The organism is Marinitoga aeolica, assembly GCF_029910535.1.
Lineage (GTDB): Bacteria > Thermotogota > Thermotogae > Petrotogales > Petrotogaceae > Marinitoga > Marinitoga aeolica.
In genome coordinates this window covers 1768074-1792773 of the sequence record NZ_CP069362.1, presented here as the reverse complement: position 1 = coordinate 1792773, position 24700 = coordinate 1768074, and the positions used below count along the sequence as shown (strand labels likewise).

Here is a 24700-nt window from a genome sequence, read left to right as displayed (position 1 = left end):
GTAGTGGGTGCATCTGCTGGGGGACCACAAGCTTTAAAAGTATTATTTAATTTTAATACACAATTAAAATATCCTATTATTCTAGCAATGCACAATTTGGAAAATCAAACTGATAATTTTAAAAGATATATATATAGTATTTCTAAACAAAATGTACATATTGTAGATAAATTAACTGTTTTAGATAAAGGAATATATATTCCTCAAGGTGGGAAAGATTTGATATTTTTTAGTGAATCTACAATTGCAGTAGACAAAAAAAGTGATGTAGTTTCACCATCTATTAACCATCTTTTTACTAGTTTAACTCCATATGCAGATATTAATACATATGTATTTTTACTTGGTGGATTAGGAAATGATGGAACAGATGGTTTAATAAAATTAGAAAATACAAATGCAAATATTTATATTCAAAAAGATGCACAATTTCCATATATGACAAAAAGTGCAATGAGTGAACTAGAACGATATAATTTAAAAACATTAAAAGAACTTAATGGATTATTATTATCATTAAATAAGAAGGTGGTAAGATGAAAAAAGTTTTGATAATTGATGATAGCGTATCGTGGAGAGAGTTTTTAAAAAAGTCTATATCAGAATTAGGTTATGAAGTTCAAGTAGCAGAAGATGGTTTAGATGGTTTAAATAAATTTTTTGATTTTTTACCTGATATAATTATTTCAGATTATGTTATGCCTAAAATGAATGGTGTGCATTTATGCAGATTTCTAAGAAGTTATAGTTCTTTTTCGAATGTTGGTATTTTGATATTAACAGGTGCTAATGAGTCAATAAATGAATTTTGGGCCAAAAAAAGTGGAGCCAACATGTTTTTAAGAAAAGATATAAAACCAGATGAATTAGTAAGAAAGATAAATGAATTTATAGAAAGTAGTAATTTTTCAATTGAATGGACAAGAGAATTTTATAAATTCAGAATTAATCCTTTTAGTGAATTAGTAGATATATTAGAGGAAACATTAAAGATGGAAGTGTTAAAATCTACTATTTTAGATCTTGTAGATAAAGTGAATGATGAAGAATTTGTAATGAATAATTTATACCTTTTATTTAAAGAATTTTTTTCATTTAAAGGACTACATATATTATTACTTTCAACAAGTGCAGGTAGAGTGTATTCTTTTTCAAAAGAGGAAAAATATTCACAAAATAGTATAAGGAATTTTTTATTTTCTAATTTAATTAGGCCAATAACACCTACTGAATGGTTTTTTAAAGGTGAATTTAATGAAAAAAATACAAACACTCCTGTTGATTTCTTATCATTTAATATTATGCATGAAAATAATGATTTGGGAATAATAGTTTTTGATGGCGTTGAAAATAAAAATAATTTATTATATTATATGAATTTTCTAAATGATTCGGTTGGTATTTTATTTAAAACATTAAGTGTCTTTCTTGATTATAGAACAGCTTCTGAAAGAGATGGATTAACTAATTTATATAATAAAAAAGTTATAACAGAAAAATTAAGTGATTTAATAACCTCATTTAAAAGAAAAAATTTTGATTTATCAATAGCAATGATAGATATTGATGATTTTAAACAAGTAAATGATAATTATGGACATTTAGCGGGGGATAAAGTATTAAAGATATTCTCGGACATTTTAGTTTCTGAAATGAGGGAAAATGATTTTATTGGTAGATATGGCGGTGAAGAGTTTTTAGTTATAATGCCCGGAACAAATTGCCATGAAGCAAAATTAGCCTTAGAAAGAGCATTAGAAAGTATTAGAAATTATAATTGGAAGAAATTAGGGATAATAAAACCAATTACATTTAGTGGAGGTATATGTTGTAATTACATAGGAAAAAGTTTAACTGAATTTATAAATGATGCGGATAAAGCATTATATTTAGCAAAAAAATTGGGGAAAAATAGAATAATTACAGGGGAGGAATTAAAATGAAAATTGAATTAAAGTACTCTTTTTTGATTTCAATAATTTTTACAGTAGCAATAAGCACTATGTTTTATTTATCATATGTTATATTTTCTAATATTATAAGAGAGGATATGAAAAATGAATATTTATCATCAATAAGTGGAATAGTTATAGGATTAAAAAATAACTTTAATAGTATTAATGAAACAAATTTTAATGAAAGATTTGGTAATGGAGGAAAGGGTTATTACTATATTTTAGATGAAAATGGCAATGTGGTTTTTCATTCTGATAAAACAAAAGTGGGTATCAATATTCTTGAAGATGCTAAATTATCTGATCTTTGGGAATATATGAAAAAAAATGAAAAAGGTGTTTATGAATATGTATATGAAAACGAAAAAAGGTATGTTGCTTTTTCTAAATTTAATTTTAACGCTTTTACATATTATTTTGCTCACGCTGTAAAAGAATCTGAACTATTTAGTGGATTAAGAAAATCCAGGAACACTTTAATTTTTATATTAATTATATTTATTGTAATTGTTTATATTTTATCTTTTGTTATTAGTAAAGCGATAGGAAAAGAATTTAAAAAACAAATAAAAACTATTGAGGAATTTACAACAAATGTTTCATCATATATTGCAGAAAACAGCTCAGCAGCTAGTGAAATAGAATCAGTTGCAAATAATACGCAGACTAATGTTGAAAAATTAGATGAATTAATACAAAACTTTTCTTCTTCAGTTGAAGAAGGAAGAAGTGAATTAAACGCTACATTGATGAATATGAAAGAATTTTTTTCAAATATTCAATCTATGAATCAAATGACTTTAAAAATAGCTGAATTTATCAACAATTTATCTTCATTAAATGATAAGATAAAAGATATTTCCGATACAGTTTCCATTTTATCAATTAACTCATCAATTGAAACAAGTAAAGAAAATATTGATAAGGAAGGAATATCGAAAATAGCAGATCTTATTAATGAATTAGCAACTGATGCAAGAAATACATCTAGAAATTCAGAAAATGTTTTAAAAGAAATAGAAAATAGTATTACTTCAAATGTATTGCTTTCAGAAAAAATTTCAAAAGAATTAGTAAATGTAGAAAATTCATTAGATTCTATTTCTCAAGTTGTAGAAAATTTCGCTGAAAATGTTGATTCTTTAACAGGATTTTCTCATACAACAAGATTATCAATGAATGAAGTTTTAGAAGGTATTAAACAAACTTCAGAAGCATTAAGCGAAATAAAAGTAAATTTAGATAAATTGTTAAATTTAGCCAAAATAGCTGAAGATTAATATAAAAAAGGGGGAGGAACATGCTTAACGATATTGAAATTGCAAAAAACGCGAAAATGGAAAAAATCATTAAAATAGCAGAGAATATAAATATTAAAGGAGAATATATACATCAGTGTGGAAATCATATTGCAAAAATATCTCATCATTATTTAAAAGAATTGCACCATAAAAAAAATGGGAAATTAATTCTTGTTACAGCTATTAATCCTACACCAGCTGGTGAGGGTAAAACAACAACAAGTATCGGATTATCGATGGCAATTAATAAATTAGGGAAAAAATCTATAGTTACATTAAGAGAACCCTCATTGGGTCCTGTTATGGGAGTAAAAGGTGGTGCTGCTGGAGGCGGTTATGCACAGGTATTGCCTATGGAAGATATAAATTTACACTTTACTGGTGATATTCATGCTGTTACCACAGCTCATAACCTCGTATCTGCTGTTATTGACGCTCATATAAAATATGGTAATGAACTTGATATTGATCCAACAAGGATTTACTGGAAAAGAGCTATGGATATGAATGATAGAGCTTTACGAGAAATAGTAATTGCTCTTGGTGGGCACTCTAATGGTGCTCCAAGAGAAGATGGATTTATAATTACAGCTGCTTCTGAAATAATGGCAGTGCTATGTTTAGCAGAAGATATTCCTGATTTAAAAAGAAGATTACAAAATATTGTTGTAGCTAGAACAAGAAAAGGAAAACCAGTAACAATAGGAGATTTAAAAATTGAAGGTGCTTTAGCAGCTGTATTAAAAAATGCGCTCGATCCTAATTTGGTTCAAACAATAGAAAATACTCCTGCACTTATACATGGGGGTCCATTTGCTAATATTGCACATGGTACAAATTCATTAATTGCTACTAAAATGGCTTTGAAGTTATCAGATTATGTTGTTACTGAAAGTGGTTTTGGTGCAGATTTGGGTGCAGAGAAATTCCTGGATTTTGTATCTCCTACTGCAGGCTTCAAACCAGATGCAATTGTTTTAGTTGCCACTATTAGAGCCTTAAAATATAATGGTGGAACTAAAGATTTTAATGAAGAAAATATCGATGCATTAAGAAATGGTATAGCAAATTTAAGAGTACATATTGAAAACTTACAAAAATTTGGTATTCCAATAGTTGTTGCTCTTAATAAATTTGATACAGACACAGATGCGGAGATAAATTACGTAGTAGATTTTGTAGAAAATATGAATGTGCCTATTTCTATAAACGAAGCATATTACAAGGGTTCAGAAGGTGCATTGGATTTAGCAGAAAAAGTTATAAAAGCTACTGAAATTAAAAGCGAATTAAATACTATATATAATTGGCATGATCCTTTAGAAGTCAAAATTATGAAATTAGCTAAAGAAATATATAGAGCAAAACATGTTGATTATGAAATGGCTGCTAGAAGCAAAATGAAATTCCTAAAAAAATATGGATATGATCATTTACCAGTAATTGTAGCTAAAACACAATATTCAATCTCTGATAATCCTAAAAAATTAGGTGCTCCATCAAATTATAATTTCACAATCAGAGATTTTGAATTATCCGCTGGTGCAGGATTCATAGTTGCGCTAGCTGGAGAAATTATGAGAATGCCCGGATTACCAAAACATTCAAATGCAGAAAAAATAGATGTGGATGCTAAAGGTAATATCACTGGATTATTCTGAGGTGATATTATGATTATTTCAATAGATTCGCTAGCAGAAAAAATAAGAAATAATATTATTAATATTTCAACAAAACATAAATTAAAATTAGTTAGTGTGGCTTTAGAACCAGACAAAGCCACACTTGCTTATTTAAACTCACAAAGGAACTTATCTAAGAAATTGAATATTAATTATGAAATAATAAAAACGAATTCAAAAGAAGAGTTGATAGAAACTATAAAAAAGTTAAATGATAATAGGAACGTAAACGGGATTTTTTTATCTCAACCGTTGCCTTTTGATTCTCATGAAGTATCTATATATATTGATCCTAAAAAAGATGTAGAAGGGATAACTCCCCATAATTTAGGAAATCTTATATATGGAAAATCTATATTTAAACCATGTACAGCAGATTCTGTTGTGAGAATATTGAATAATTTTACTGAGATTGATGGAAAGAGAGTTGCTGTAATTGGTAGAAGTGTGATAGTTGGAATGCCAGTTTCTGTGATGTTAGCAAGTAAGGAAAATAATGCGACTGTGACTATATGTCATAGTCATACTAAAAATATAAAAGAAATTACATTAAATTCAGACATCATAGTTGCTGCTGTAGGACATCCTGAATTTATTACAAAAGATATGGTTAGAGAAAATTCTATAATAATTGATGTTGGTATAAATGTTGTTAATGGAAAAATTGTTGGTGATGTTGAAAAATCCGTGAGAGATATTGCTCATGTAACTGAAGTTCCAGGTGGAGTTGGTGAAATAACCTCACTAATTCTATTCGAAAATCTCACAAAAACCATTTTATATAAATAACAGGGAGTTTTACTCCCTTCAGACTGTTGACAAAGTATTTTCTAAAAAAATAATATAAACGAATACTTGAAAATTCCCAAACTTTCGCTTCGCGAAAATAAAAAACTTTTAACATAAATATTTTGGTTCGAAAAAATTTTAAATATTCTTTGTAAAGCCTTGTATTTATTTTTAATACTATGTATTAAAAATATGTGCGTGAATATTATTTTTGAAAATACTTTGTATTTAATTATATAGTTTGTCTACAAACTGCAGGGAGTTTTACTCCCTTTTATTTATATAATAGAAAAAAGTATCATTCCTATTATCGCAGAACTCAATATTATATAAATAGGATCTAATTTTGTTTTTGTAAATAGTATTAATGCGTATATAGCTATAATAATACTTCCAAAATCTTTTACAAGTAAAACAGGTTTTAATACTGATAAAAATGTCATTGAGATAAGAATTATCGTTCCTAATTTTAAAGACTGCATAATATTTTTCCTATTTAATTTGAGTTTTGATAAAAGCCATTTTGCTATATAATAATATATTATTGCAGGAATAACCAAAAAAATCGTGTTTAATGTTGCTCCCAACAAACCATATTTTAAATATCCAATGTATGTTGCAAGATTTACTGCAACAGGTCCAGGAGTCATTTGGGATATAGAAATAGCCTGTTGTAAAGCTGTTTCTGTTAATAAATTATTTTCCAATATCAATTGTTTTATAATTCCTAATGATGCCCATCCACCACCAAAAGAAATAAAACCTATTTGAAAAAATAATAATATCATTTTAAGCATCTTTATCAAATCCTTTTTCTAAGAAGTAAAAAAGTATTATAGAAGAAAAAAATATTAATACTGTATATTTTGGATAAATAAACATTATTGTAGTCGATAATATGATAATTAATATGTCATATATTTTGGTTTTGGTGGTTTTTAGAAAATCATATAAAATTCCGGCAACCATTCCTATCAATGAAGCATAAGCTCCTTTTGTAAAGGTTAATACAAAATTATTATCGGCATATTTTTTTAATATTGATGCTACTAAAACTATACTAAAAAAGGGAGGAATTAATACACCTAAAGAAGTTATTATCGAACCCTTTATTCCATTTATTTTTTTTCCTATTAACCATGATACTTTAAAAGCAATTGGACCCGGCATTGCCTGAGCAATAGATAATATCTCCTTAAACTCTTCCTCTGTCAATAGTTTAGCTGCAGTTAAATTTTTTAGCATTACGGGAATCATCGCATATCCGCCACCAAGAGCCAATGCTGATATTTTAAAAAACATAAAAAATAATCTTATCAAGCAAAACACCTCTTTCATATAATCTTATTTCCTCTATTTTATCATATTTTTTTATTTTTGAATTTTCTTCTTAATTAAAAAAGTGTATAATATAATCTCAAATAAAAATAAATTTTATTAAGGGAGGAATTGATATGATACCAACACCACATATTGAAGTAGATAAAAAAGGAATTATTGCAGAGACGGTTATTATGCCAGGGGATCCATTAAGAGCAAAATTCATAGCAGAAAACTTTTTAGAAAATCCGGTTTTATTTAATAAAGTAAGAAATATGTTTGGTTATACAGGAACATATAAAGGTAAAAAGATTAGTGTAATGGGTAGCGGAATGGGTATGCCAAGTATCGGAATATACTCATATGAACTTTTTAAATTTTATGATGTTCAAAATATTATAAGAGTGGGCTCATGTGGTGCTTATTCAGAAGAAATTGATTTATATGATGTTATATTGGTTGAAGAATCATATAGCGAGTCTACATATGCTAAAGTAATGGCAGGTATTGAAGATAATATATTAAAACCATCTGAAGAATTAAATAAAAAATTAGAAGAAGCTGCAAAAGGATTAAATATTCCTGTTCATAAAGGTAGAATACACAGTTCTGATGTATTTTATAGGCAAAATTTTGATGATTACAAAAAGATAAGAGATAATTATGGTTGTATAGCAGTTGAAATGGAATCATTTGCATTATTTGCTAATGCACAAGTTACAGGAAAGAATGCAGCATGTTTGTTAACTGTCTCTGATTCATTGGTAACTATGAAAGCTACAACAAGTGAAGAAAGAATGAAATCATTTACAAATATGATGAAAATAGCTTTAGAAATGGCATAATAGAAATCAAAATAAAAGGCGAGCACTTTGTGCTCGTTTTTATTTTTTATGATATAATCTATATATATAGTATGTTTTAAATATAAAATAAAAAATTTGGGTGATAAATATGGAAAACATAATTTTAAAAAACATTTTTAAAAAATCAGAAAATGCAATATTTTATTGGGATAAAAATTTAAAATTAATAAAAGCTAATAAAAAAGCAGCAGAAATACTAGGTTATGATTCTGTGGATGAAATGATAGGTATTCCGTACGAAAAACATATTGATGAAACAGATGAGGAAATTATAAAAAAAATAAAAAATGCTCTTGAAAGTGGAAAGATATTTGAAATATTCGAAAAAAAATATATTTCTAAAAATAATGAAATATTATGGGTAGAAGCCCATCTGTCTCCACTGCAACTTAAAAATGGAGACTTTATAATTCAAGAAATAGACTATGATTTAACTGAAAGAAAGAAACTTGAAGAGAATATTGAATTAGAAAAAGAAAAGTTTAAGCAATATTTCGAACTATCTCAAACAATAAATGTGGTTTTAGATAGTGAAGGGAATATTTATGATATTAATAAAAAAGCTTGTGAAACTTTAAAAATTGCTAAAGAAAAAGCTATAGGGATGAATTGGTTTGATAATTTTATTCCTGAAGATATTAAAGAAAACATAAAAAAAGTATTTATTGATATGGTAGACGGTAGAATTAAACGTGCAGAAAGTTATGAAAACGAAATTATTACAAAAGATGGTGAAAAAAGAATTATATCATGGAAAAACAGTTATATTAAAGAAAATGATGAAGTTATTTATGTAATTTCTTCTGGAATTGATATAACAAGAGAAAAAAAATATTTAGAAAGAATTGAATACGAAAATATTTTTATTAATGAGTTTTTTAAATTATCAAATAAACTATTAAACATTGAAAATAATGTAAATATATTTCAAATTATCATAGATAATCTTATAGAAATAATTCCACATGCTCAAGCAGGAGCATTTGTTCTTTTGAATGATCAAGGGAAATATGTATATAAGGCTATGAACGGATATGAAATTAAATATTTTATTGACGTTAGGTTGAAGAATGAAATAAATGATTTAAATGTTTTAGAACCTTTTTTAGTTGAGAATTGGAGTAAAGAATATAAATATCCGAAAAATGAAAAAAATATATTTGAAAAATATGGAAGAATACATGAAATTAAAGAAACATTATATATTCCTTTAACTGTTAAATGAAAGTTATATGGAGCTATAACATTAGATACATTTAATTATAAATTTGAAGATTATGAACTAAATTTTTCGAAGATTATTAAAACAAATTTAGATTTTTTATTATGGAAAATAGAAGCAGATGAAAAATTGCGTCAAGCAGCTGAATTTGATTATTTAACAAAAGTATATAATAGAAAATCCTTTATGTATAAAATAAAAGAAATTTTAAAACTATCAAAAAGATATAAACAGAAAACATCAATATTATATTTTGATATTAATAACTTTAAACAAGTTAATGATACACATGGACATTTAGTTGGAGATGAAGTTTTGAAATTTTTTACAAATAATATTAAATTATCAATAAGAGAAAGTGATTTACTCGGTAGGATTGGTGGAGATGAATTTGTTTTAGCACTTCCAAATACAGACCAAAACAGTATCAAAATTATTATTGATAAAATACAGAAAAAGTTTAAAAAACCTTTTGAATATGATGGAATAACTATAAAAGTAGGATTTAGTTATGGTTGCGCTATTTATCCTGATGATTCGGATAATATTGATAAATTAATTGAAATTGCAGATAAAAGAATGTATAAATATAAAAGTAATTTCAAAAAAAATCTTTGAGGAGAAGTTATAATGAAAAAACTTCTAGTTTTTACTATTTTTATTTTTTCATTAACTAATGTATTTTCTTATGTATATATGGGAAACAAACAATTATATCCTGGGGAAAATGCTGTGATTCATGGATATAACGAAAATATTATAGAAATGAAAGTATATAAAATAATAGATCCTATGGAAATATTTGTTCAGAAAACAAGAATTAAAGATCTGAACAAATACTTTTTGTATTCTAAAAATATCAGAATAAAAAATAATAAATATTATGAAAAGATAAAAAAAGAAGGAGTATATTTATTTGAATTAAAGGGTAAGGAAACTACATATTATAATATTATTATAATAAGAAAGATAGACTTCATATCTATTTATGATGGTAAAAATCTAAAGTTGAAAGTTGTTGACTTGAAATATGGAAATTTATCTAAAGCTGATGTATTTTTAATAGATAAAAATAATAAAACATTACAATATAAAGATATATCAGAAATTAATGTAAGAATATACAATCTTAAAAAAATTATAGTGAGGAAAAATGATTCATATGCTGTAAAAGAATTTTATAATCAATATAAAATATATACAGATAATAGAATTGTTGTTATTACTGACAAACCTATTTATAAACCCGGAGATAATCTACATGTAAAAATCCATCTTTTCAATGAAAAAGAAAATATATATTCACCAGCCAAAAATGAAAAGGTTACTATAAAATTAAAAGGACCTGATGATTTAAAATTATTTGATAGAGAAATAAGCACTGATGAATTCGGTGGTGCATCATTAGATTACAAATTAAATGTTGAATTACCTGTAGGGTATTATTCTTTAATCGTATCATATGGAAATGAAGAAGAATACCATGGTTTTTATCTTCAGAACTATATTAAACCAGAATACAAAACTTTTTTAAGTGCGGATAAAGATTATTATTTTTCCAATGATATTATACATTTTAAAATAAAATTAAAATACTATAATGAAGAGCCTGTAAAAAACGCACAGGTTGCGTATTATATAAGATTTTATCCTTTAAATTCTAATAATCAAAATATGATATATCATGGAGTTTCTTTTACTAATAATAATGGAGAAATCCATCTTCCAATTAAAGTTAAATCGCAGGATAATGGATATTATGTTTTACAGATAGTATCTACTGATGAGAGTCAAAGACAAATGGAAGATGAATTATCAGTAAAGGTTTATAATGGAAAGTATTTAATAAAAACAAATGATTATTATTATCAGAGTAAATTAAATAATAAATTTACTATTTATGGTACCGTTACAGATATTAATAATAATCCAGTTTCTGGTGATATAAAAGTAGAAATCTTCGATGAATCGAACAATATTATTAAGTCTTCTATAAATTCTTTTGAAAAGAACTTTTCTCTTCCAATTGTACTTGCTAAAGAAGGCTCTTATAAAATAAAGCTCTCATATAAAGATTCTTATACTTATGTATATACATATACTTCTAAATATTATCAAGAAGAAAAAGATATTAAATATGCAATAAAGAATAATATTATACAACTTATAAATTTTAATGGTTATGCTTATTTATGTGGAAGACTTTTATATGATGAAGGAAATATATTGAAAATTCCAAAACAAACATTAGAAAATAATTTATTTGTTGTAGCTTTTTATATAGATAATCATAAAATTATTAAAAAAATAAAGAGAATAGATTTAAATCAAAACAGAAATCTTGTATTTTCAATTAAATTATCTAAGGATACTTATAAACCTAAAGATTTTGTTGAATTAGAAATTCATTCTAATGAAGATGCTGAATTTTCTATTGCTACTGTAGATGAAGCTATTTTTGCTTTATCAAATGATAATTTTGATTTTGAAAAAATATTATATCCCAAATTATATAATCCTGAAATTAGTATAGATACGTCAGATAAATACTTTTTTTATAATATTAGAGCAACATTACCTATATCAAAAAATGCTTTAGCATCTACTAAAGCTGTTAATTCTCAAAAAAGCAATACAAGAGAGTTTTTTCCAGATACCGCATTGTGGTTACCTTCTGTAAAAACAAAAAATGGTTATGCAAAGATTACATTTGAAAATCCTGATTCTATAACCAAATTTAGATTAACAGTCAATGGTGTTTCAAAAAATAGTGTAGGGACTAAAACAAAAAGTTATATATCTACAAAAGATTTTTATATAAGACCAATTTTACCAAAATTTGCTATTAAAGGAGATTCATTTGAATTTCCAGTAATTTTATATAATAATACTAAAAATAATATAAAAATCAATTATAATGTAAATAGTGAATTGAATATTTCACCAAAAGCTGGAGTTGTTGAAATCCCACATAATTCAAGTAAATATATTAAATTAAAACTCAAAACAAGTGAAAAAGGAAAATACTCTATTTTATTTGACTTTAAAAAAGATATAGTAAAGCTCAACTTTAATGTATATAATAACATTTTAAAAAGAAATGAAAAAGAAATTGTTCAGAGTAATGAAGGTAGTGTTTTTGAAGTTAATACATTGATAAAAGATAATATTTATGAATTGCTAAAATATCCATATAATTGTACAGAACAAAGTGTATCTTCCATTTTCCCTGCTGTTTTAAACGGATACAAAAATATTCAAAATAATATATTTAGATTATACAAATATCAAAATGATGATGGTGGTTGGGGATGGTGGCCAAATGATAAATCAAATCCATATTTAACAGCATATGTTTTAGAATTATTTCACTATATTGATAATGTAGATAAAAATATTATTGAAAATGGGTTGAATTATCTAAAAGAAAATATATTAAATTCAAGATATAAAGGGTACGTGTGGTATGTTTTAAAATTATATGGTGTTGAAATTAATATAAAACCAGAAAATGCTTTTGATCTATTATTTCTTTCATTTTATGATAATAATGCTTTTAAAGATTTAAAGAAAAAAATAAAGACTATTAATAACATCGCATATTTAGAATATAATGATAATAATTATTTCATAAGTCCAATTGAAATCAATTCATGGTTATTAAAATTATTATCTGAAAAAAGCGAAAAAGAATTATCCCTTAAAGTATTAAAATATTTATTATTAAATAAATGGTATTCTACAAAAGATAAAGCGAGAGCCACTATCGCGTTGTTAGACTTTTCAGATCTTAAATTTGATAATTTAAAGGTTATAAAGAAAGATATTATAAATAAAGAAAATGTTGATGAAGGTATAAAAATAGAAAAAACTCTATATAAAAACTATCCAATATTTATAACTCAAGATAAAAATAAATACTTGGTGGATGCTTTTATGCCAATAAATAAAAATTATATTCCTGAAAATATAAACATATTGCCTACAAATATAGTAGAAAAGAGAGAAGACGAATATATATGGTTGTATAAAGGTAAAGATGAGAAATTTCAAATATATAATAAATATTTTGAAATATCTAAAGGAGAATTAAAGGTTGATAATACAAATTATGGTCATCCATATTCTTTGAGAGCTTTTAAAAATAAAATATATATTCACACGTCAAAAGGATTATTTGAAATTATATCCAATTCTAAAATTGATGAAAACATAACAGATTTTGCCATATATAACGGCAATATAATAATATTAAAAAACAATCAACTTATTATGAATAATAAAATTATTGAAGTAAATGAAAATATTTATTATATAGATGCACTAAATGGGGAAATTTATTTATTCGGTAATGCTATGTATAGATTAAATAATAAATCTTTAGAGTATATATTACCTATAAGTGCTTCAAGATTATTAGGTGAAAATACATATTATGGTGTAGTTAAATTTGAAGGGAATTCATTACCTTTAATGAATTTTGGAAAATTTAAAATTTCATTTAAAACTGGAGCCCATAAAATATTTATTTCAGATATTTTAAAAACAAGAATAAAATTTATTTCTCAAATACCAGCTTATTTGACATTTGAAGATCCAATTATAGGTGCTTCACAGATTTTGATTAACTATAACGAGAATACAATCAAGCCCTCATATAAATTTTATTATAATTGGTATAATAAATGGAATTACTGGTATAGTGCTTATCAAATAAATAAAAATAAAATTTCATTTTTTTCTAATGGATTTAATAAAGGAGTTTTTGATTATTATTGGAAACCAACGGCTGTAGGTGATTACATGCTTCTACATACTGTAGGTTATTCAATGTATTGGAGTGGTGTATATGGAAGCTCGAAAATTTTTAATATTCATATTTATGATAATTAATTTATTTGGATTTGGATATAAAATCCATATTTATCCAAATAATATAGATTTAGATTATACTTTTGATAAGAAATTTGAAGTGATAATTATAGAGGCGGATACATTATATGAATATAACTTATTAACAAATCAGCCATATTCAAAAGCAGCTATTTATGATCCAGAAAAAAATATTATAATTGCTGAACCATTTTACGTATTAAAGCGACTAAACATTTTTAGAAAAACGCTTATTCATGAACTATATCATTATTATTTAACCAATTTCTATGAGATGAATTATCAATATCAAGAGATATATATAAAGGAATTGGGATTTTAAAATGAAAAGAATATATATTATAATTATTTTTATACTTTTTTTATTTATTAGTTGTAAAAAAGAGTATATTCCTATAGATAAAAATCTAAATGGTTTTGAAGATTCTCTTGAATTTAATGAGGAAGAAAGCAAAATATTTAGAAGTTGGTTTACCAATATAGTTATAAATACTGCTTTGAAGAATAATTTGCCAGAAAATTATAGAGATTGTTCAGGACTTGTAAAATATGCATATAAAGAAACATTAAAAAAGCATGATGTAAAGTGGATTTCAGAGAATCAATATGATGGTCCTATTTTCGAGGATTTGAGATATAATTACTCAAATGTTCCATATTTAGGAGTTAAAATTTTTAGAAAAAGAGATGGAATATTTGATTTAAATAAAATAAATGAAGATTTTTCTTCATATGTTACTGCAAGATATTTAATAGAATATAATTTGGATTTTATTACAAAAGATATAAACAAAGCAAAATCTGGAGATATTCTTGCGTTTTTCCATCCAGAGGATCCTGAATATCCTTATCATTTAATGGTGTTTGTAAAATATAATAATGAAAATTATCTTATATATCATACAGGACCAATAGAAGGTGGCGGATATATAAAAATCGTTAAATTGAAAGATTTTTTTAAATTTGATCCTTCATGGCTTCCAGTTGAAAATAATAAATATTTTTTGGGTGTTTATAAATTTAAAATTTTAATGCTATAATTATGCAACGAGGTGAAATAAATGCTTTTTAAAATAGAAAATGTCTCTCATAATTTTGGCACTCAAGACATCTTTTATGATGTCAATTTGTCTGTTTATGAACATGATAGAATAGCCCTTATTGGCCCTAATGGTTCTGGAAAAACAACATTATTAAAAATTATAAACGGCGAAATAGAACCATTGGAGGGTTCTGTATTAAGAACAAAAAATTTAAAAATAGGTTATTTAAAACAATTCAGAGCCGATGAATTAAACCTTACTCTCTTTGAATATGTATTAAAAGAAATTGAAAAAAATATTAATGAGGAAATGAAAAATAAAATAGTACGTTCTGTATTAAAAGGCATGGGCTTTGAAGAATTTGAATGGGAAAGAAAAATAAACTCGTTAAGCGGCGGGGAATTAACAAGACTTAGCTTAGGAAGAGTCCTTGCAGGAGATTATAACTTATTGATATTAGACGAACCAACCAATCATTTGGATTTATATTCCATTAATTGGCTAATTAATTATTTAAAAAATTATAAAGGAGCTTTAATTTTTGTTTCACATGATAGAAAATTTATAAAAGAATTGTCTAATCGATTCTGGGAGATAAATAATTTTAAAGTGTGGGATTTCAAAGGCAATTACGATCAGTATTTGAATAATAGAAAAAATATGCTCATAAATATTACTACCAGAAAAAAGAATATGGAAAAAGAAATTGAAAGATTAAATGCAATGATAGAGCGTTTTAGAAAATGGGGAACAGAAAAAATGATGAGACAGGCAAAACTCAGAGAAAAAATACGAGATAAGCTCCTAAAAGAATATGAAGAGATTAGTTCTTTAAAAGAAGAACAAGCAATAAAGATTAAAATCCCAGAACCAAATAGAACTGGATATAAAGTACTGGAAGTTAAAAATTTAGTTTTCGGATATACTTCTGAAAAAATTATATTAAAGAATATTAATTTTGAAATTAATGAAAGTGAAAAAATCACTATCCTTGGAAAAAACGGAAGCGGAAAATCCACATTATTAAAATTGCTTATGAATAGAATAAAACCAAATAAAGGAGAGATTAATTGGGGATATAATATTAAAATTGGTTATTTAGACCAGGTTATCTCTTCACTAAATAAATCATTAAATATAATGGATATTATATGGAAAGATGTTCCAGAATGGCAGGATTTCGAAGTTCGAAAATATATAGGCCGCTTTGGTTTTACTGGTGATGATGTCTTTAAAAGTGTTGAAACTCTCAGTGGAGGGGAATTAACGCGATTAGCTCTTGCTAAAGTCATATTACAAAAACCCAATGTATTAATACTGGATGAACCTACAAATCATCTGGACATTTTTACAATTCAAACTTTAGAGGAGACGCTAAAAGAATTTAAAGGTTCAATAATTATGGTTTCTCATGACGAAAATTTAATAAAAAATATCTCCGATAGATTATTTTTAATAAAAAATGGCAAGATATTAGAACATAAGTCTTTTGATGCTGTTTTACCAGAATTATTGAATGATTCTTTTAAAATAAAAAAAGAAAACAAAGAAAATATCAATTATAAAATGAACAAAAAAATTAAAAATAAGATAAAATCTCTTCAAAGAGAAAAAATTTTTTTAGAAAAACAATTTGAAGAGATTATACTTCAAATTGAAAATATTGAAACATTAATGCTTTCTTATTCTCAAAATTATCAAAAACTGATAGGATTAGAGAAAGAAAAAGCTATGTTAGAAAAACAACTTGAAAACATTTCTGAAAGAGAAAATAATATAATTCTTGAATTACAGGAATTAGAGAACATTGGAGGATGATTATATGATTCTTGGTATATACTCCGATCAAAGTGAAAATTTTTTAAATCCAACTAATCCAAAAATCGGAGATGAAGTTACTATTAAAATAAGAGTTCCAAAAAAATATGGTAAAGTTTCTGGTAATTTATATCTTTTAACACAAAAAAATTCAAATAAATACAAACATACTCCTATGCATTTAGAAAATGAAAATGAACTATTTTGGTATTTCTCCAGTAATTTTTTATTAACAGAACGATTTATAAGATATCATTTCGAATTAAATTTTATAAATCATAACAAAAAAATAAAATACGATGCCAGAGGAATTGTTGAGAATAGGCATATTGAAGATTTTGTTATTATCCCTGAATTCGAAGTCCCAAAATGGGCTATTGGTGCTATTTACTATCAAATATTCCCTGATAGATTCTATAACGGAGATCCTTCAAATGATCCTGTTGATGGTGAATATATTTATGATGGAGAACCCATAAAGAAAAAACAATGGAATGAGCTACCCCATCCTACCAAAGGGCATAAAGAATTTTATGGTGGTGATTTACAGGGTATAATAGATAAATTAGATTATCTTAAAGACCTTGGTATTGAGGTAATATATTTAAACCCAATATTTGTTTCTCCAAGCCCTCACAAATATGATACTCAGGACTATGACCATATAGATCCACATTTAGGAATAATTATTGAAGATACAAATAATATGGAAGAAAAATATAAAATTAGAACCACCTCTAAAAAAAATTTAATTGAAAGTGATAAATTATTTAAGAAATTAGTGGATGAAGCACATAAAAGGAATATTAAAATTGTGTTAGATGGTGTATTTAATCATTGTGGTTCTTACCATAGATGGGTTAATGAATATAAAATATATGGAGAAGATATTGGTGTTGCAAATAATCCAAATGTTCCAGAATCTGAATATTTCTATTGGAATAAAGATGGATATGAAGGATGGTGGGGATACAAATCATTACCAAAATTAAATTATGATAAAACAATGCTTGTATGGAAATACATTTCTGAAATTGGCAAAAAATGGGTTAGTCACCCATATAATGCTGATGGTTGGAGACTTGATGTTGCCAGAGATCTTGGAAAAAGAAAATCTGTTAACAAAACATTCTGGAGATATTTTAGAAAAATTGTTAAAAGAGCAAATAAAGATGCTATTATTTTTGCAGAAGATTATGAATCACCAAAAGAGTGGATAGAAAATCTTTCCTGGGATGGAGTTATGAATTATATTGGTTCTATGGATCCAATAAGTTACTTCTTAACAGGCACAGAAAAACACAATGATGATTTTAAACCTGACTTGATAGGAAATTCTGAATGGTTTATTAATCATTTAAGATGGGCATGGAGTCAATTGCCTTTAAACTCAAAATATGTTTCTTTAAATCAATTGAGCAACCATGATCATTCAAGATGGGCCACTCGAACCACAAAAAAAATTGGCCGAGTATATTCTGCAGGTCATAAAGAAGCTGAAAATAACATTGATTGGGAAATATTTAAAATTGGTTATTTGATGTCATTTACACTCCCCGGGGCTCCTGGATTATATTATGGTGATGAAATTGGATTGGCCGGATGGACAGATCCTGATAACAGACGAACATTTCCATGGGAAAAATTAAATGAAACTGAATATCAAAATCGTTTGACTTTTATGAAAAATATGATACAATTCTATAAAGAACATTTTTCCTTAAGAAACGGATCTTTAGAATTCTTAAAATGGGATAAAGGCTTTATATCCTATGGAATATGGAATAATAATGAACATATTGTTGTTATTATCAATATTAATGATACACCTTATAAATTTGAAATTCCCGTATGGCTTTCAGAAATTAAAAATGGTAAATTAAAAGTTGTTTTTAATACAAAAAGTGTTGAATTTAAAGAAATTGAAGCATATAATGGCATAATAAAGGGAAATATACCAGAAAAAACTGCCATTGCATTTAAAAAATTATGATTTTTTGTGATATAATAAAATGTAAGAGTGGAAGGAGGAATATCATGAAAAAAGAAATTTATGGAAATAGTGCAACAATTTTTTTACAGGGAAGAATCGACATAAATAACTCTGAAGAGTTAAGAGATGAATTAAATGAATTAGCAGAAAACGGAATAAAAAGAATATTTATAGATATGTCAGATTTAGATTATATTGATAGTAGTGGGTTAGGAAGAATTTTATATTTTTTCATGAATTATAAGAAAAAAGGTGGTTCAATGGAACTTCACAATGTAAGAAATGAAAATGTAAAAAAAGTAATTGAAATTGTTAGATTAGATAAGATAATTCCTGTAAAGGAATATAATGTAGATTAAAATCTTCCTTCGGGAAGATTTTTTTATTTTTAACAAAAAGTGCTTTTAATTTTAAATATTATATGGCATAAATAACATTAGATATATACAATTTGTATATATCTAATGTCATAGACTGCCGACAAAGCATTTTCTAAAAAAATAATATAAGCTAATACTTAAAAATTCCCAAACCTTAGCTTCGCAAAAATGAAAAATTTTTAATATAAATATTTTGGTTCGAATAATTTAAAATATTTTAGGTATATACAATTTGTATATAATATTAAGGAGGGGTTCGTGTGGCTCATATAAAAATTGCTATATATACAACATCAAGATGTCCATGGTGTAAAAAAGCAAAAAGATTCTTTAAAGAACTGGGTATCCCTTTTAAAGAATACAATGTAGAAAAAGATCAAAAAGCTGCTGAAAGAATGGTAAGAAAAACAGGACAAATGGGAGTTCCTGTAATTGAAATTGGCAATCAAACAATTGTTGGGTTCGATAAGGCAAAAATCGAAAGATTGTTGGGAATATAATAATTATTTTACCTTTTTAAAAATAACCTGCGCAAAAGCGCAGGTTATTTGTTTACAATTCAAAATATAACTCAAACTCTTTTGGTAAAGGTATTGAATAAATCATATTAGCTTCTTTCTGTTTTATCTCAATCCACTTATTTATCAAAGACTCTGGAAAAGTTTTTAAATATTCATTATCTTTTTTAAGGCCTTTCATGACATTCTTTAAATCCAATGGAAATTCTTTTTCATTTTCCCCTTTAGAATGAAATCCCATTTCTACTGGATCATAATTATTTTTTATTCCATTAATCCCCGCTAATACCATTGCTGATAAAAAGAAATATACATTTGCTGTAGCATCTCCTGTTCTAAATTCAATTCTTGTATCCGCCTTGCTTAAATATCCCGGAATTCTTATAGCGGCACTTCTACTTCCTTTTGAAAATGATGCAGAGATAGGAGCTTCAAAACCAGGAACTAATCTTTTATATGAATTTGTTGAAGGATTAGACCATGCAAGTAATGATCCACTTAAACTATGATATAAGATGCCAGCTGTATAGCTTAAAGCTAAATCACTTAAATTATATAAAGAATCCCCTACAAACAAACTTTTTTCTTCTTTTTCAAGATATTGATGTACGTGCATTCCATTTCCAGGCATATTGTATAACGGTTTTGGCATAAATGTTACATATAACCCATATTCATTTGCTATCCTTCTAATTAGGTATTTCGCCAAGGTGACATTATCCGCTGCATCCACTAAACTCATAAAATTTAATTCTATCTCATGCTGAGCAATTCCAACTTCATGATGATGATATTTCACCGGAATCCCAGCATTTTCCAATACTTTAACTATTTCATTTCTTAAATGAAAATGAATATCATATGGATCGTTTAAATGATATGCCGAACCATGTGCCCTTGGATAATCATGCCCTTCTCCTAATCCTTCTGGATTTTCTACACTATAATATGATTCTGTTTCTGATGTTTTATAGTTTACTTCATCAAAAATATGAAATTCAAGCTCAACAAGCATCTTAATATCATCTGCAATTTTAGATTCTTTAATATTTTTTAATGTTTCTTTTGCTATACTTCTTGGATATTGATCAAAAAATTTTCCCATAGATGGACTAATAACATCTGAAAACAAATGAACTATTTTCATCCCATCATTTTCTTCCAGATATATCTTATCAAGATCAGGAATTGAAACCATATCAGAATCTGTAACCTTTGCAAATCCATAATTAGATGCATCAAAACCTATCCCTTCTTTGAAAATTTTTTCACTTATATAGCTTTTAGGTAAAGTTACATGTTTCAATTTCCCATATATATCTACAACCATAATATCTAAAAAATCATAATCTTCTGGGATTTTATCAATCTTAAAAAAACTAAACATTTTTTCACCTCCAAAAATTATTTCCATTATACTATATCATCTTTGAAATTTTTTTCATAGTTCTATTATTTAATCTATCGAGTTATTGAAAACGAATATTTCTATTTATAATTATCAAAAATCATTTTTTGGAGAATTTCGTTTATTTTTTTAACTTAATTACTTTTATTGAAATTATTGAGACCAAAACAAATGAAATTATAGGAATCAAATAACTGTATATTATTGAATAATCACCTATAAATCCCATAGTGGTCGTTATTGAAGCTGCACCAAATCCAATACCAACAGAAACCATACCTGAAACCAATCCAACTTCTCTATGGGATAAATTTGAATTTAAATATTTCTGTGTTGCAGGAAAAATAGGACCTAATAAAATACCTAAGAATGAAAATATATATGGCGAATAATTACCAAGAAAAAAAATCGAAGATAGCGCTCCAGCGGAAAAAAGTGCTGAAATCAACGTAATTTTTACTTTTAATTTATTATAAAGAAAATCGGTTAATACCCTTCCAATAGTAAAAAATACCCAAAACATACTTATAAAAATAGATGCATATTCTTTAGAATAATGAAAGTGATTATAAAAAAGATTTGATGACCATGTAACTATCCCAATTTCAGAACCAGAATATAAAATAAATATTGTTATCATATACAAAACAAATTTTTTTCTTAATACTCCAAAAGCTTCTAAAAAATTAAATGCTCGATATTTAACATTTTCAGGAGATTTTTTTATTACCATAAATAGAAATATAAATAAAAAGGTTACTAAATAAAAATAAAATGGCAATTTATAATTTAATTTATTTTTCAAAATATAGGAAATTACTAAAGGCCCAACTATACCACCAAAACCAAAAAAAGCATGAAGCAGTCCATATTTCTGGTATTTTTCTGGCAAATGATCAAACATTGAAATTAAAGACAAAATAGTTTGACCCATTGATGCACCTATAAAAAACATTGAAATTATTAAAATATAAACATTATAAGAAAAAATAAACAAAATTATACCTATTATTTCAAAACCTAACCCGATTAATATACTGTTTCTCAACCCAAGTATAGCAATAATAAATGCTCCTATAATAGAAACAATAATATTTCCCACAGTTCTTGAAAGAGGTATAAAAGATGATATACCTATTGATATAGAATAATTAGATTGTAAAGTAGTCATTAGTGGCGGAATAGAATTTACAATTATAGCAAGAAAAAATATTGTAATAAATATTAATCTCTGCTCATTTTTATGAGTCATATCTTCCTCCTTTAAAAATAGAAATTTTTATTGTATAATATTATAGCAGATAAACTATGGGGGTGCAATATGAAAAAATTTCTTTTATTTATATTCCTTTTAATACTTTTTATTTTCCAGAGTTGCTCAATATTTAATACTGATTTCAAAAAAAATAGTTTTGATAAAATAGTTAAAAACAATAAAAAATTTAACGTATCTATAAAAAATAATAAGTTTATCGTTTCTAAAAGATTCAGAATTCCTTTTAAAGTTTATGCTTTAAATACGTATTCATCAACACCTTCAGAAGTTATAGATAAAATCAAAATACTCCCAGAAACAAAAAACGCAACAATAAAAATTTATAAAAATTATTTAGATTTCAGCAATTTTACAACAGCGGGAACATATACAGTGTTATTTTATCATTCTAAAATATCCACTTCATTAACTTTAACCTTATTTCCTGACAAACCTGAAAAATTAAATATAGAAACACCAGAAAATATATTTTTTGCATCTGAAAAAGTAAAAATACCTTTTAAACTATACTATACAGATCAGTATGGAAATAAAATATTAAACTCTTTTGATAATATTTCTATATTTCCATATGTGAAAAATACAATAAAAAAAATAGATAATGAAAACTATGAATTAGAACTATATAACATAACAAAACCTGGAAAATATATCTTCACATTACAAATAAATAATTTATTCAAAAAAAATATCTCATTTAAGATTATTTCAGGTAGCCCGAATTCAATTAATTTCGAGAAAAATACTATATATCTTGCTACTTATTATGATGACACCTCACATTTTCCACCAAAAAATGCTGTAGTTAAATATACTCTTTTAGATAAATTTGGCAACATAACAAAATTATATAATCTTAAATATAAGATTATTTCTGAAAATATATTAAATCCAAAAATAAATATAAAAAACAATAATATAGAAATTATTTCAAATGTTTACCCAGGAAAATACAAAATAGAATTTTATTACAATGACAAAAAATTAAATGGAACTCTCGAAATAAATATCATAAGTATCCCACGGAAAATTATTTTTATAGATAAAGATATAAATAATTCAATATACTTATCTTTCGCAATTCAAGATGGAAATACAAACTTTGCTAATAATATTATTATTAATAAAATCATCATAAGAACAAATAAAACTCAAATTTTAATAAATGATAAACTTAATAAATATCTAAAAAGAAAAGATAATATATTTATTTTAGATCATTTTCCATTAAATGATTATTCATCTAATATAGAAATAACATTTTATATATCATCAAAAATTTTTAATTATACAAAAAAAATTACAGAAAAATTATATTAGGGGGTGTTTTATATGAAAAAGTTTAGTTTAGTTTTAATACTAATTTTAAGTGCAGTAATATTTGCTGGAACATTTTATAATCCTTTGGGCCCAACATTATTACCTGCAGCAGGGTTATATATTAATAAAGTCCCCACCTTACAAACATATTATTGGAGAAATCTCGATCAGGCACAAACATTGGTATTAAAAGAACAAGCAGATTTTATAGTTTTGCCGGTAGCTTTAGGTGTAGAATTAATTAACAAAGGAGCTAATTATAAATTAGCTGGCGTTTCATTATGGAAAACTTTCTATCTTGTATCTTCACAAAATATAAATAATGTTGAGGATTTAAAAGGCAAAAGAATTGTCACTCTTCATGGCCCAGGCCAAACTGCTGATGTGATATTAAAAATTCTTAAGAAAATGAAAAATATAGATTTTGAGATAGTATATGTTACCAGCGGCCCTGAAATAATTCAATTATTGGCTTCCGGAAAAGAAACAATTGCCGTTCTACCAGAACCTTTTGTATCCCTCGCAGAAATCAAAACAAAAGGCAAAATTAAAGTTCAAATTGATTTTCAAAAATTATATGCAAATTTATTCAATTTAAAAAATGAAAGGATTCCTATAGCTGGAATATTCGTATCAAACAAAAAATTTGAAGAAAATCCTAATTTTGTCAAACGGGTATTAAACGCTTACGAATATTCTGCAAACAATTTTTATAAAAACAATTTCGAAGATGCTGTAAATTATGTGTTTAAAATCATGCAAACTATGCCAAAACCCGTTTTAGAAAAAGCTGCTTCAAGATCTGAAATTTTTTATACTAAAGACATTAAAGAAATAACAGATTTATATTTAAAAAATTTATTAGAATACGGTGCTATTTCTAATATTCCAAAAGATTTATATCTAAATTATTAAG

The 24700-nt window shown here is 25.6% G+C and carries 21 protein-coding genes; 17 read left to right on the top strand and 4 right to left on the bottom strand.

What is annotated here, in order from left to right:
* The first annotated feature begins 3 nt into the window (after positions 1-3).
* Genes JRV97_RS08480 through JRV97_RS08460 form a run of 5 tightly spaced genes read left to right on the top strand, consistent with a single transcriptional unit; the run spans position 4 to position 5727 of the window.
* Positions 4-540: a chemotaxis protein CheB gene (locus JRV97_RS08480; RefSeq protein ID WP_280998026.1), complete on the top strand. Its 537-nt coding sequence runs from the start codon at positions 4-6 to the stop codon at positions 538-540.
* Positions 537-1943: a GGDEF domain-containing response regulator gene (locus tag JRV97_RS08475; RefSeq protein ID WP_280998024.1), complete on the top strand. Its 1407-nt coding sequence runs from the start codon at positions 537-539 to the stop codon at positions 1941-1943. Before JRV97_RS08480 ends, JRV97_RS08475 begins: the two co-directional genes overlap by 4 nt.
* Complete coding sequence (locus JRV97_RS08470) at positions 1940-3235, top strand: methyl-accepting chemotaxis protein (RefSeq protein ID WP_280998022.1); 1296 nt, start codon at positions 1940-1942, stop codon at positions 3233-3235. The genes JRV97_RS08475 and JRV97_RS08470 overlap by 4 nt, the downstream gene beginning before the upstream one ends.
* A 20-nt stretch (positions 3236-3255) precedes the next feature.
* Positions 3256-4917: a formate--tetrahydrofolate ligase gene (locus tag JRV97_RS08465; protein ID WP_280998020.1), complete on the top strand. Its 1662-nt coding sequence runs from the start codon at positions 3256-3258 to the stop codon at positions 4915-4917.
* Between the two features lie 9 nt (positions 4918-4926).
* Positions 4927-5727, top strand: coding sequence for a bifunctional 5,10-methylenetetrahydrofolate dehydrogenase/5,10-methenyltetrahydrofolate cyclohydrolase (locus JRV97_RS08460; RefSeq protein ID WP_280998017.1), 801 nt, complete (start codon positions 4927-4929; stop codon positions 5725-5727).
* A gap of 278 nt (positions 5728-6005) precedes the next feature.
* Here the strand turns inward: JRV97_RS08460 and JRV97_RS08455 are convergent, their stop codons facing one another.
* Positions 6006-6524 (bottom strand): chromate transporter, encoded by a 519-nt coding sequence (locus tag JRV97_RS08455; protein ID WP_280998015.1) that lies wholly within the window; start codon positions 6522-6524, stop codon positions 6006-6008.
* Positions 6517-7047 carry a chromate transporter gene (locus JRV97_RS08450; RefSeq protein WP_280998013.1) on the bottom strand — a complete coding sequence of 177 codons (531 nt, stop codon included), beginning with the start codon at positions 7045-7047 and terminating at the stop codon, positions 6517-6519. The genes JRV97_RS08455 and JRV97_RS08450 overlap by 8 nt, the downstream gene beginning before the upstream one ends.
* A 137-nt stretch (positions 7048-7184) precedes the next feature.
* On the opposite strand from JRV97_RS08450, the gene deoD reads away from it, so the two are divergent.
* From deoD to JRV97_RS08400, 10 genes are all read left to right on the top strand, one after another.
* Positions 7185-7892, top strand: coding sequence for a purine-nucleoside phosphorylase (gene deoD / locus JRV97_RS08445; RefSeq protein WP_407081584.1), 708 nt, complete (start codon positions 7185-7187; stop codon positions 7890-7892).
* Positions 7893-8001: 109 nt separating this feature from the next.
* Positions 8002-9138 (top strand): PAS domain-containing protein, encoded by a 1137-nt coding sequence (locus JRV97_RS08440; protein ID WP_280998009.1) that lies wholly within the window; start codon positions 8002-8004, stop codon positions 9136-9138.
* Positions 9139-9264: 126 nt separating this feature from the next.
* Positions 9265-9753 carry a GGDEF domain-containing protein gene (locus tag JRV97_RS08435; protein WP_280998007.1) on the top strand — a complete coding sequence of 163 codons (489 nt, stop codon included), beginning with the start codon at positions 9265-9267 and terminating at the stop codon, positions 9751-9753.
* 12 nt (positions 9754-9765) lie between these two features.
* Entirely contained in the window at positions 9766-14028 is a 4263-nt protein-coding gene (locus JRV97_RS08430) for an MG2 domain-containing protein (protein ID WP_280998005.1), read from the top strand.
* Entirely contained in the window at positions 13985-14350 is a 366-nt protein-coding gene (locus JRV97_RS08425; protein ID WP_280998003.1) for a hypothetical protein, read from the top strand. The genes JRV97_RS08430 and JRV97_RS08425 overlap by 44 nt, the downstream gene beginning before the upstream one ends.
* 1 nt (position 14351) lies before the next feature.
* Complete coding sequence (locus tag JRV97_RS08420; RefSeq protein WP_280998001.1) at positions 14352-15068, top strand: DUF1175 family protein; 717 nt, start codon at positions 14352-14354, stop codon at positions 15066-15068.
* Between the two features lie 21 nt (positions 15069-15089).
* The gene (abc-f, locus tag JRV97_RS08415; RefSeq protein WP_280997999.1) at positions 15090-16889 is read left to right on the top strand and encodes a ribosomal protection-like ABC-F family protein; all 1800 of its coding nucleotides are present in this window, start codon (positions 15090-15092) and stop codon (positions 16887-16889) included.
* Between the two features lie 4 nt (positions 16890-16893).
* Complete coding sequence (locus JRV97_RS08410) at positions 16894-18882, top strand: glycoside hydrolase family 13 protein (RefSeq protein WP_280997997.1); 1989 nt, start codon at positions 16894-16896, stop codon at positions 18880-18882.
* Between the two features lie 44 nt (positions 18883-18926).
* The gene (locus tag JRV97_RS08405) at positions 18927-19241 is read left to right on the top strand and encodes an STAS domain-containing protein (RefSeq protein ID WP_280997995.1); all 315 of its coding nucleotides are present in this window, start codon (positions 18927-18929) and stop codon (positions 19239-19241) included.
* Positions 19242-19522: 281 nt separating this feature from the next.
* Positions 19523-19762, top strand: coding sequence for a glutaredoxin family protein (locus JRV97_RS08400; protein WP_280997993.1), 240 nt, complete (start codon positions 19523-19525; stop codon positions 19760-19762).
* Positions 19763-19814: 52 nt separating this feature from the next.
* Here JRV97_RS08400 and JRV97_RS08395 read toward each other — a convergent pair whose 3' ends face one another.
* Both JRV97_RS08395 and JRV97_RS08390 read right to left on the bottom strand, forming a co-directional pair.
* Entirely contained in the window at positions 19815-21167 is a 1353-nt protein-coding gene (locus JRV97_RS08395) for a glutamine synthetase family protein (protein WP_280997991.1), read from the bottom strand.
* Positions 21168-21309: 142 nt separating this feature from the next.
* A complete protein-coding gene (locus JRV97_RS08390; RefSeq protein ID WP_280997989.1) occupies positions 21310-22440 on the bottom strand; it encodes an MFS transporter in 1131 nt (376 codons plus the stop codon).
* Positions 22441-22509: 69 nt separating this feature from the next.
* Here JRV97_RS08390 and JRV97_RS08385 point away from each other — a divergent pair, with 69 nt between their 5' ends.
* Both JRV97_RS08385 and JRV97_RS08380 read left to right on the top strand, forming a co-directional pair.
* A complete protein-coding gene (locus tag JRV97_RS08385) occupies positions 22510-23784 on the top strand; it encodes a hypothetical protein (protein WP_280997988.1) in 1275 nt (424 codons plus the stop codon).
* A gap of 12 nt (positions 23785-23796) precedes the next feature.
* Positions 23797-24699 carry an ABC transporter substrate-binding protein gene (locus JRV97_RS08380; protein ID WP_280997986.1) on the top strand — a complete coding sequence of 301 codons (903 nt, stop codon included), beginning with the start codon at positions 23797-23799 and terminating at the stop codon, positions 24697-24699.
* Position 24700: the final 1 nt, after the last annotated feature.

Coding starts and splice junctions, on each gene's coding strand:
- JRV97_RS08475 (WP_280998024.1), top strand. CDS start 537: ATGAAAAAAGTTTTGATAATTGATGATAGCGTATCGTGGAGAGAGTTT.
- JRV97_RS08470 (WP_280998022.1), top strand. CDS start 1,940: ATGAAAATTGAATTAAAGTACTCTTTTTTGATTTCAATAATTTTTACA.
- JRV97_RS08465 (WP_280998020.1), top strand. CDS start 3,256: ATGCTTAACGATATTGAAATTGCAAAAAACGCGAAAATGGAAAAAATC.
- JRV97_RS08460 (WP_280998017.1), top strand. CDS start 4,927: ATGATTATTTCAATAGATTCGCTAGCAGAAAAAATAAGAAATAATATT.
- JRV97_RS08455 (WP_280998015.1), bottom strand. CDS start 6,524: ATGCTTAAAATGATATTATTATTTTTTCAAATAGGTTTTATTTCTTTT.
- JRV97_RS08440 (WP_280998009.1), top strand. CDS start 8,002: ATGGAAAACATAATTTTAAAAAACATTTTTAAAAAATCAGAAAATGCA.
- JRV97_RS08430 (WP_280998005.1), top strand. CDS start 9,766: ATGAAAAAACTTCTAGTTTTTACTATTTTTATTTTTTCATTAACTAAT.
- JRV97_RS08425 (WP_280998003.1), top strand. CDS start 13,985: ATGGAAGCTCGAAAATTTTTAATATTCATATTTATGATAATTAATTTA.
- JRV97_RS08420 (WP_280998001.1), top strand. CDS start 14,352: ATGAAAAGAATATATATTATAATTATTTTTATACTTTTTTTATTTATT.
- abc-f (WP_280997999.1), top strand. CDS start 15,090: ATGCTTTTTAAAATAGAAAATGTCTCTCATAATTTTGGCACTCAAGAC.
- JRV97_RS08410 (WP_280997997.1), top strand. CDS start 16,894: ATGATTCTTGGTATATACTCCGATCAAAGTGAAAATTTTTTAAATCCA.
- JRV97_RS08405 (WP_280997995.1), top strand. CDS start 18,927: ATGAAAAAAGAAATTTATGGAAATAGTGCAACAATTTTTTTACAGGGA.
- JRV97_RS08395 (WP_280997991.1), bottom strand. CDS start 21,167: ATGTTTAGTTTTTTTAAGATTGATAAAATCCCAGAAGATTATGATTTT.
- JRV97_RS08390 (WP_280997989.1), bottom strand. CDS start 22,440: ATGACTCATAAAAATGAGCAGAGATTAATATTTATTACAATATTTTTT.
- JRV97_RS08385 (WP_280997988.1), top strand. CDS start 22,510: ATGAAAAAATTTCTTTTATTTATATTCCTTTTAATACTTTTTATTTTC.
- JRV97_RS08380 (WP_280997986.1), top strand. CDS start 23,797: ATGAAAAAGTTTAGTTTAGTTTTAATACTAATTTTAAGTGCAGTAATA.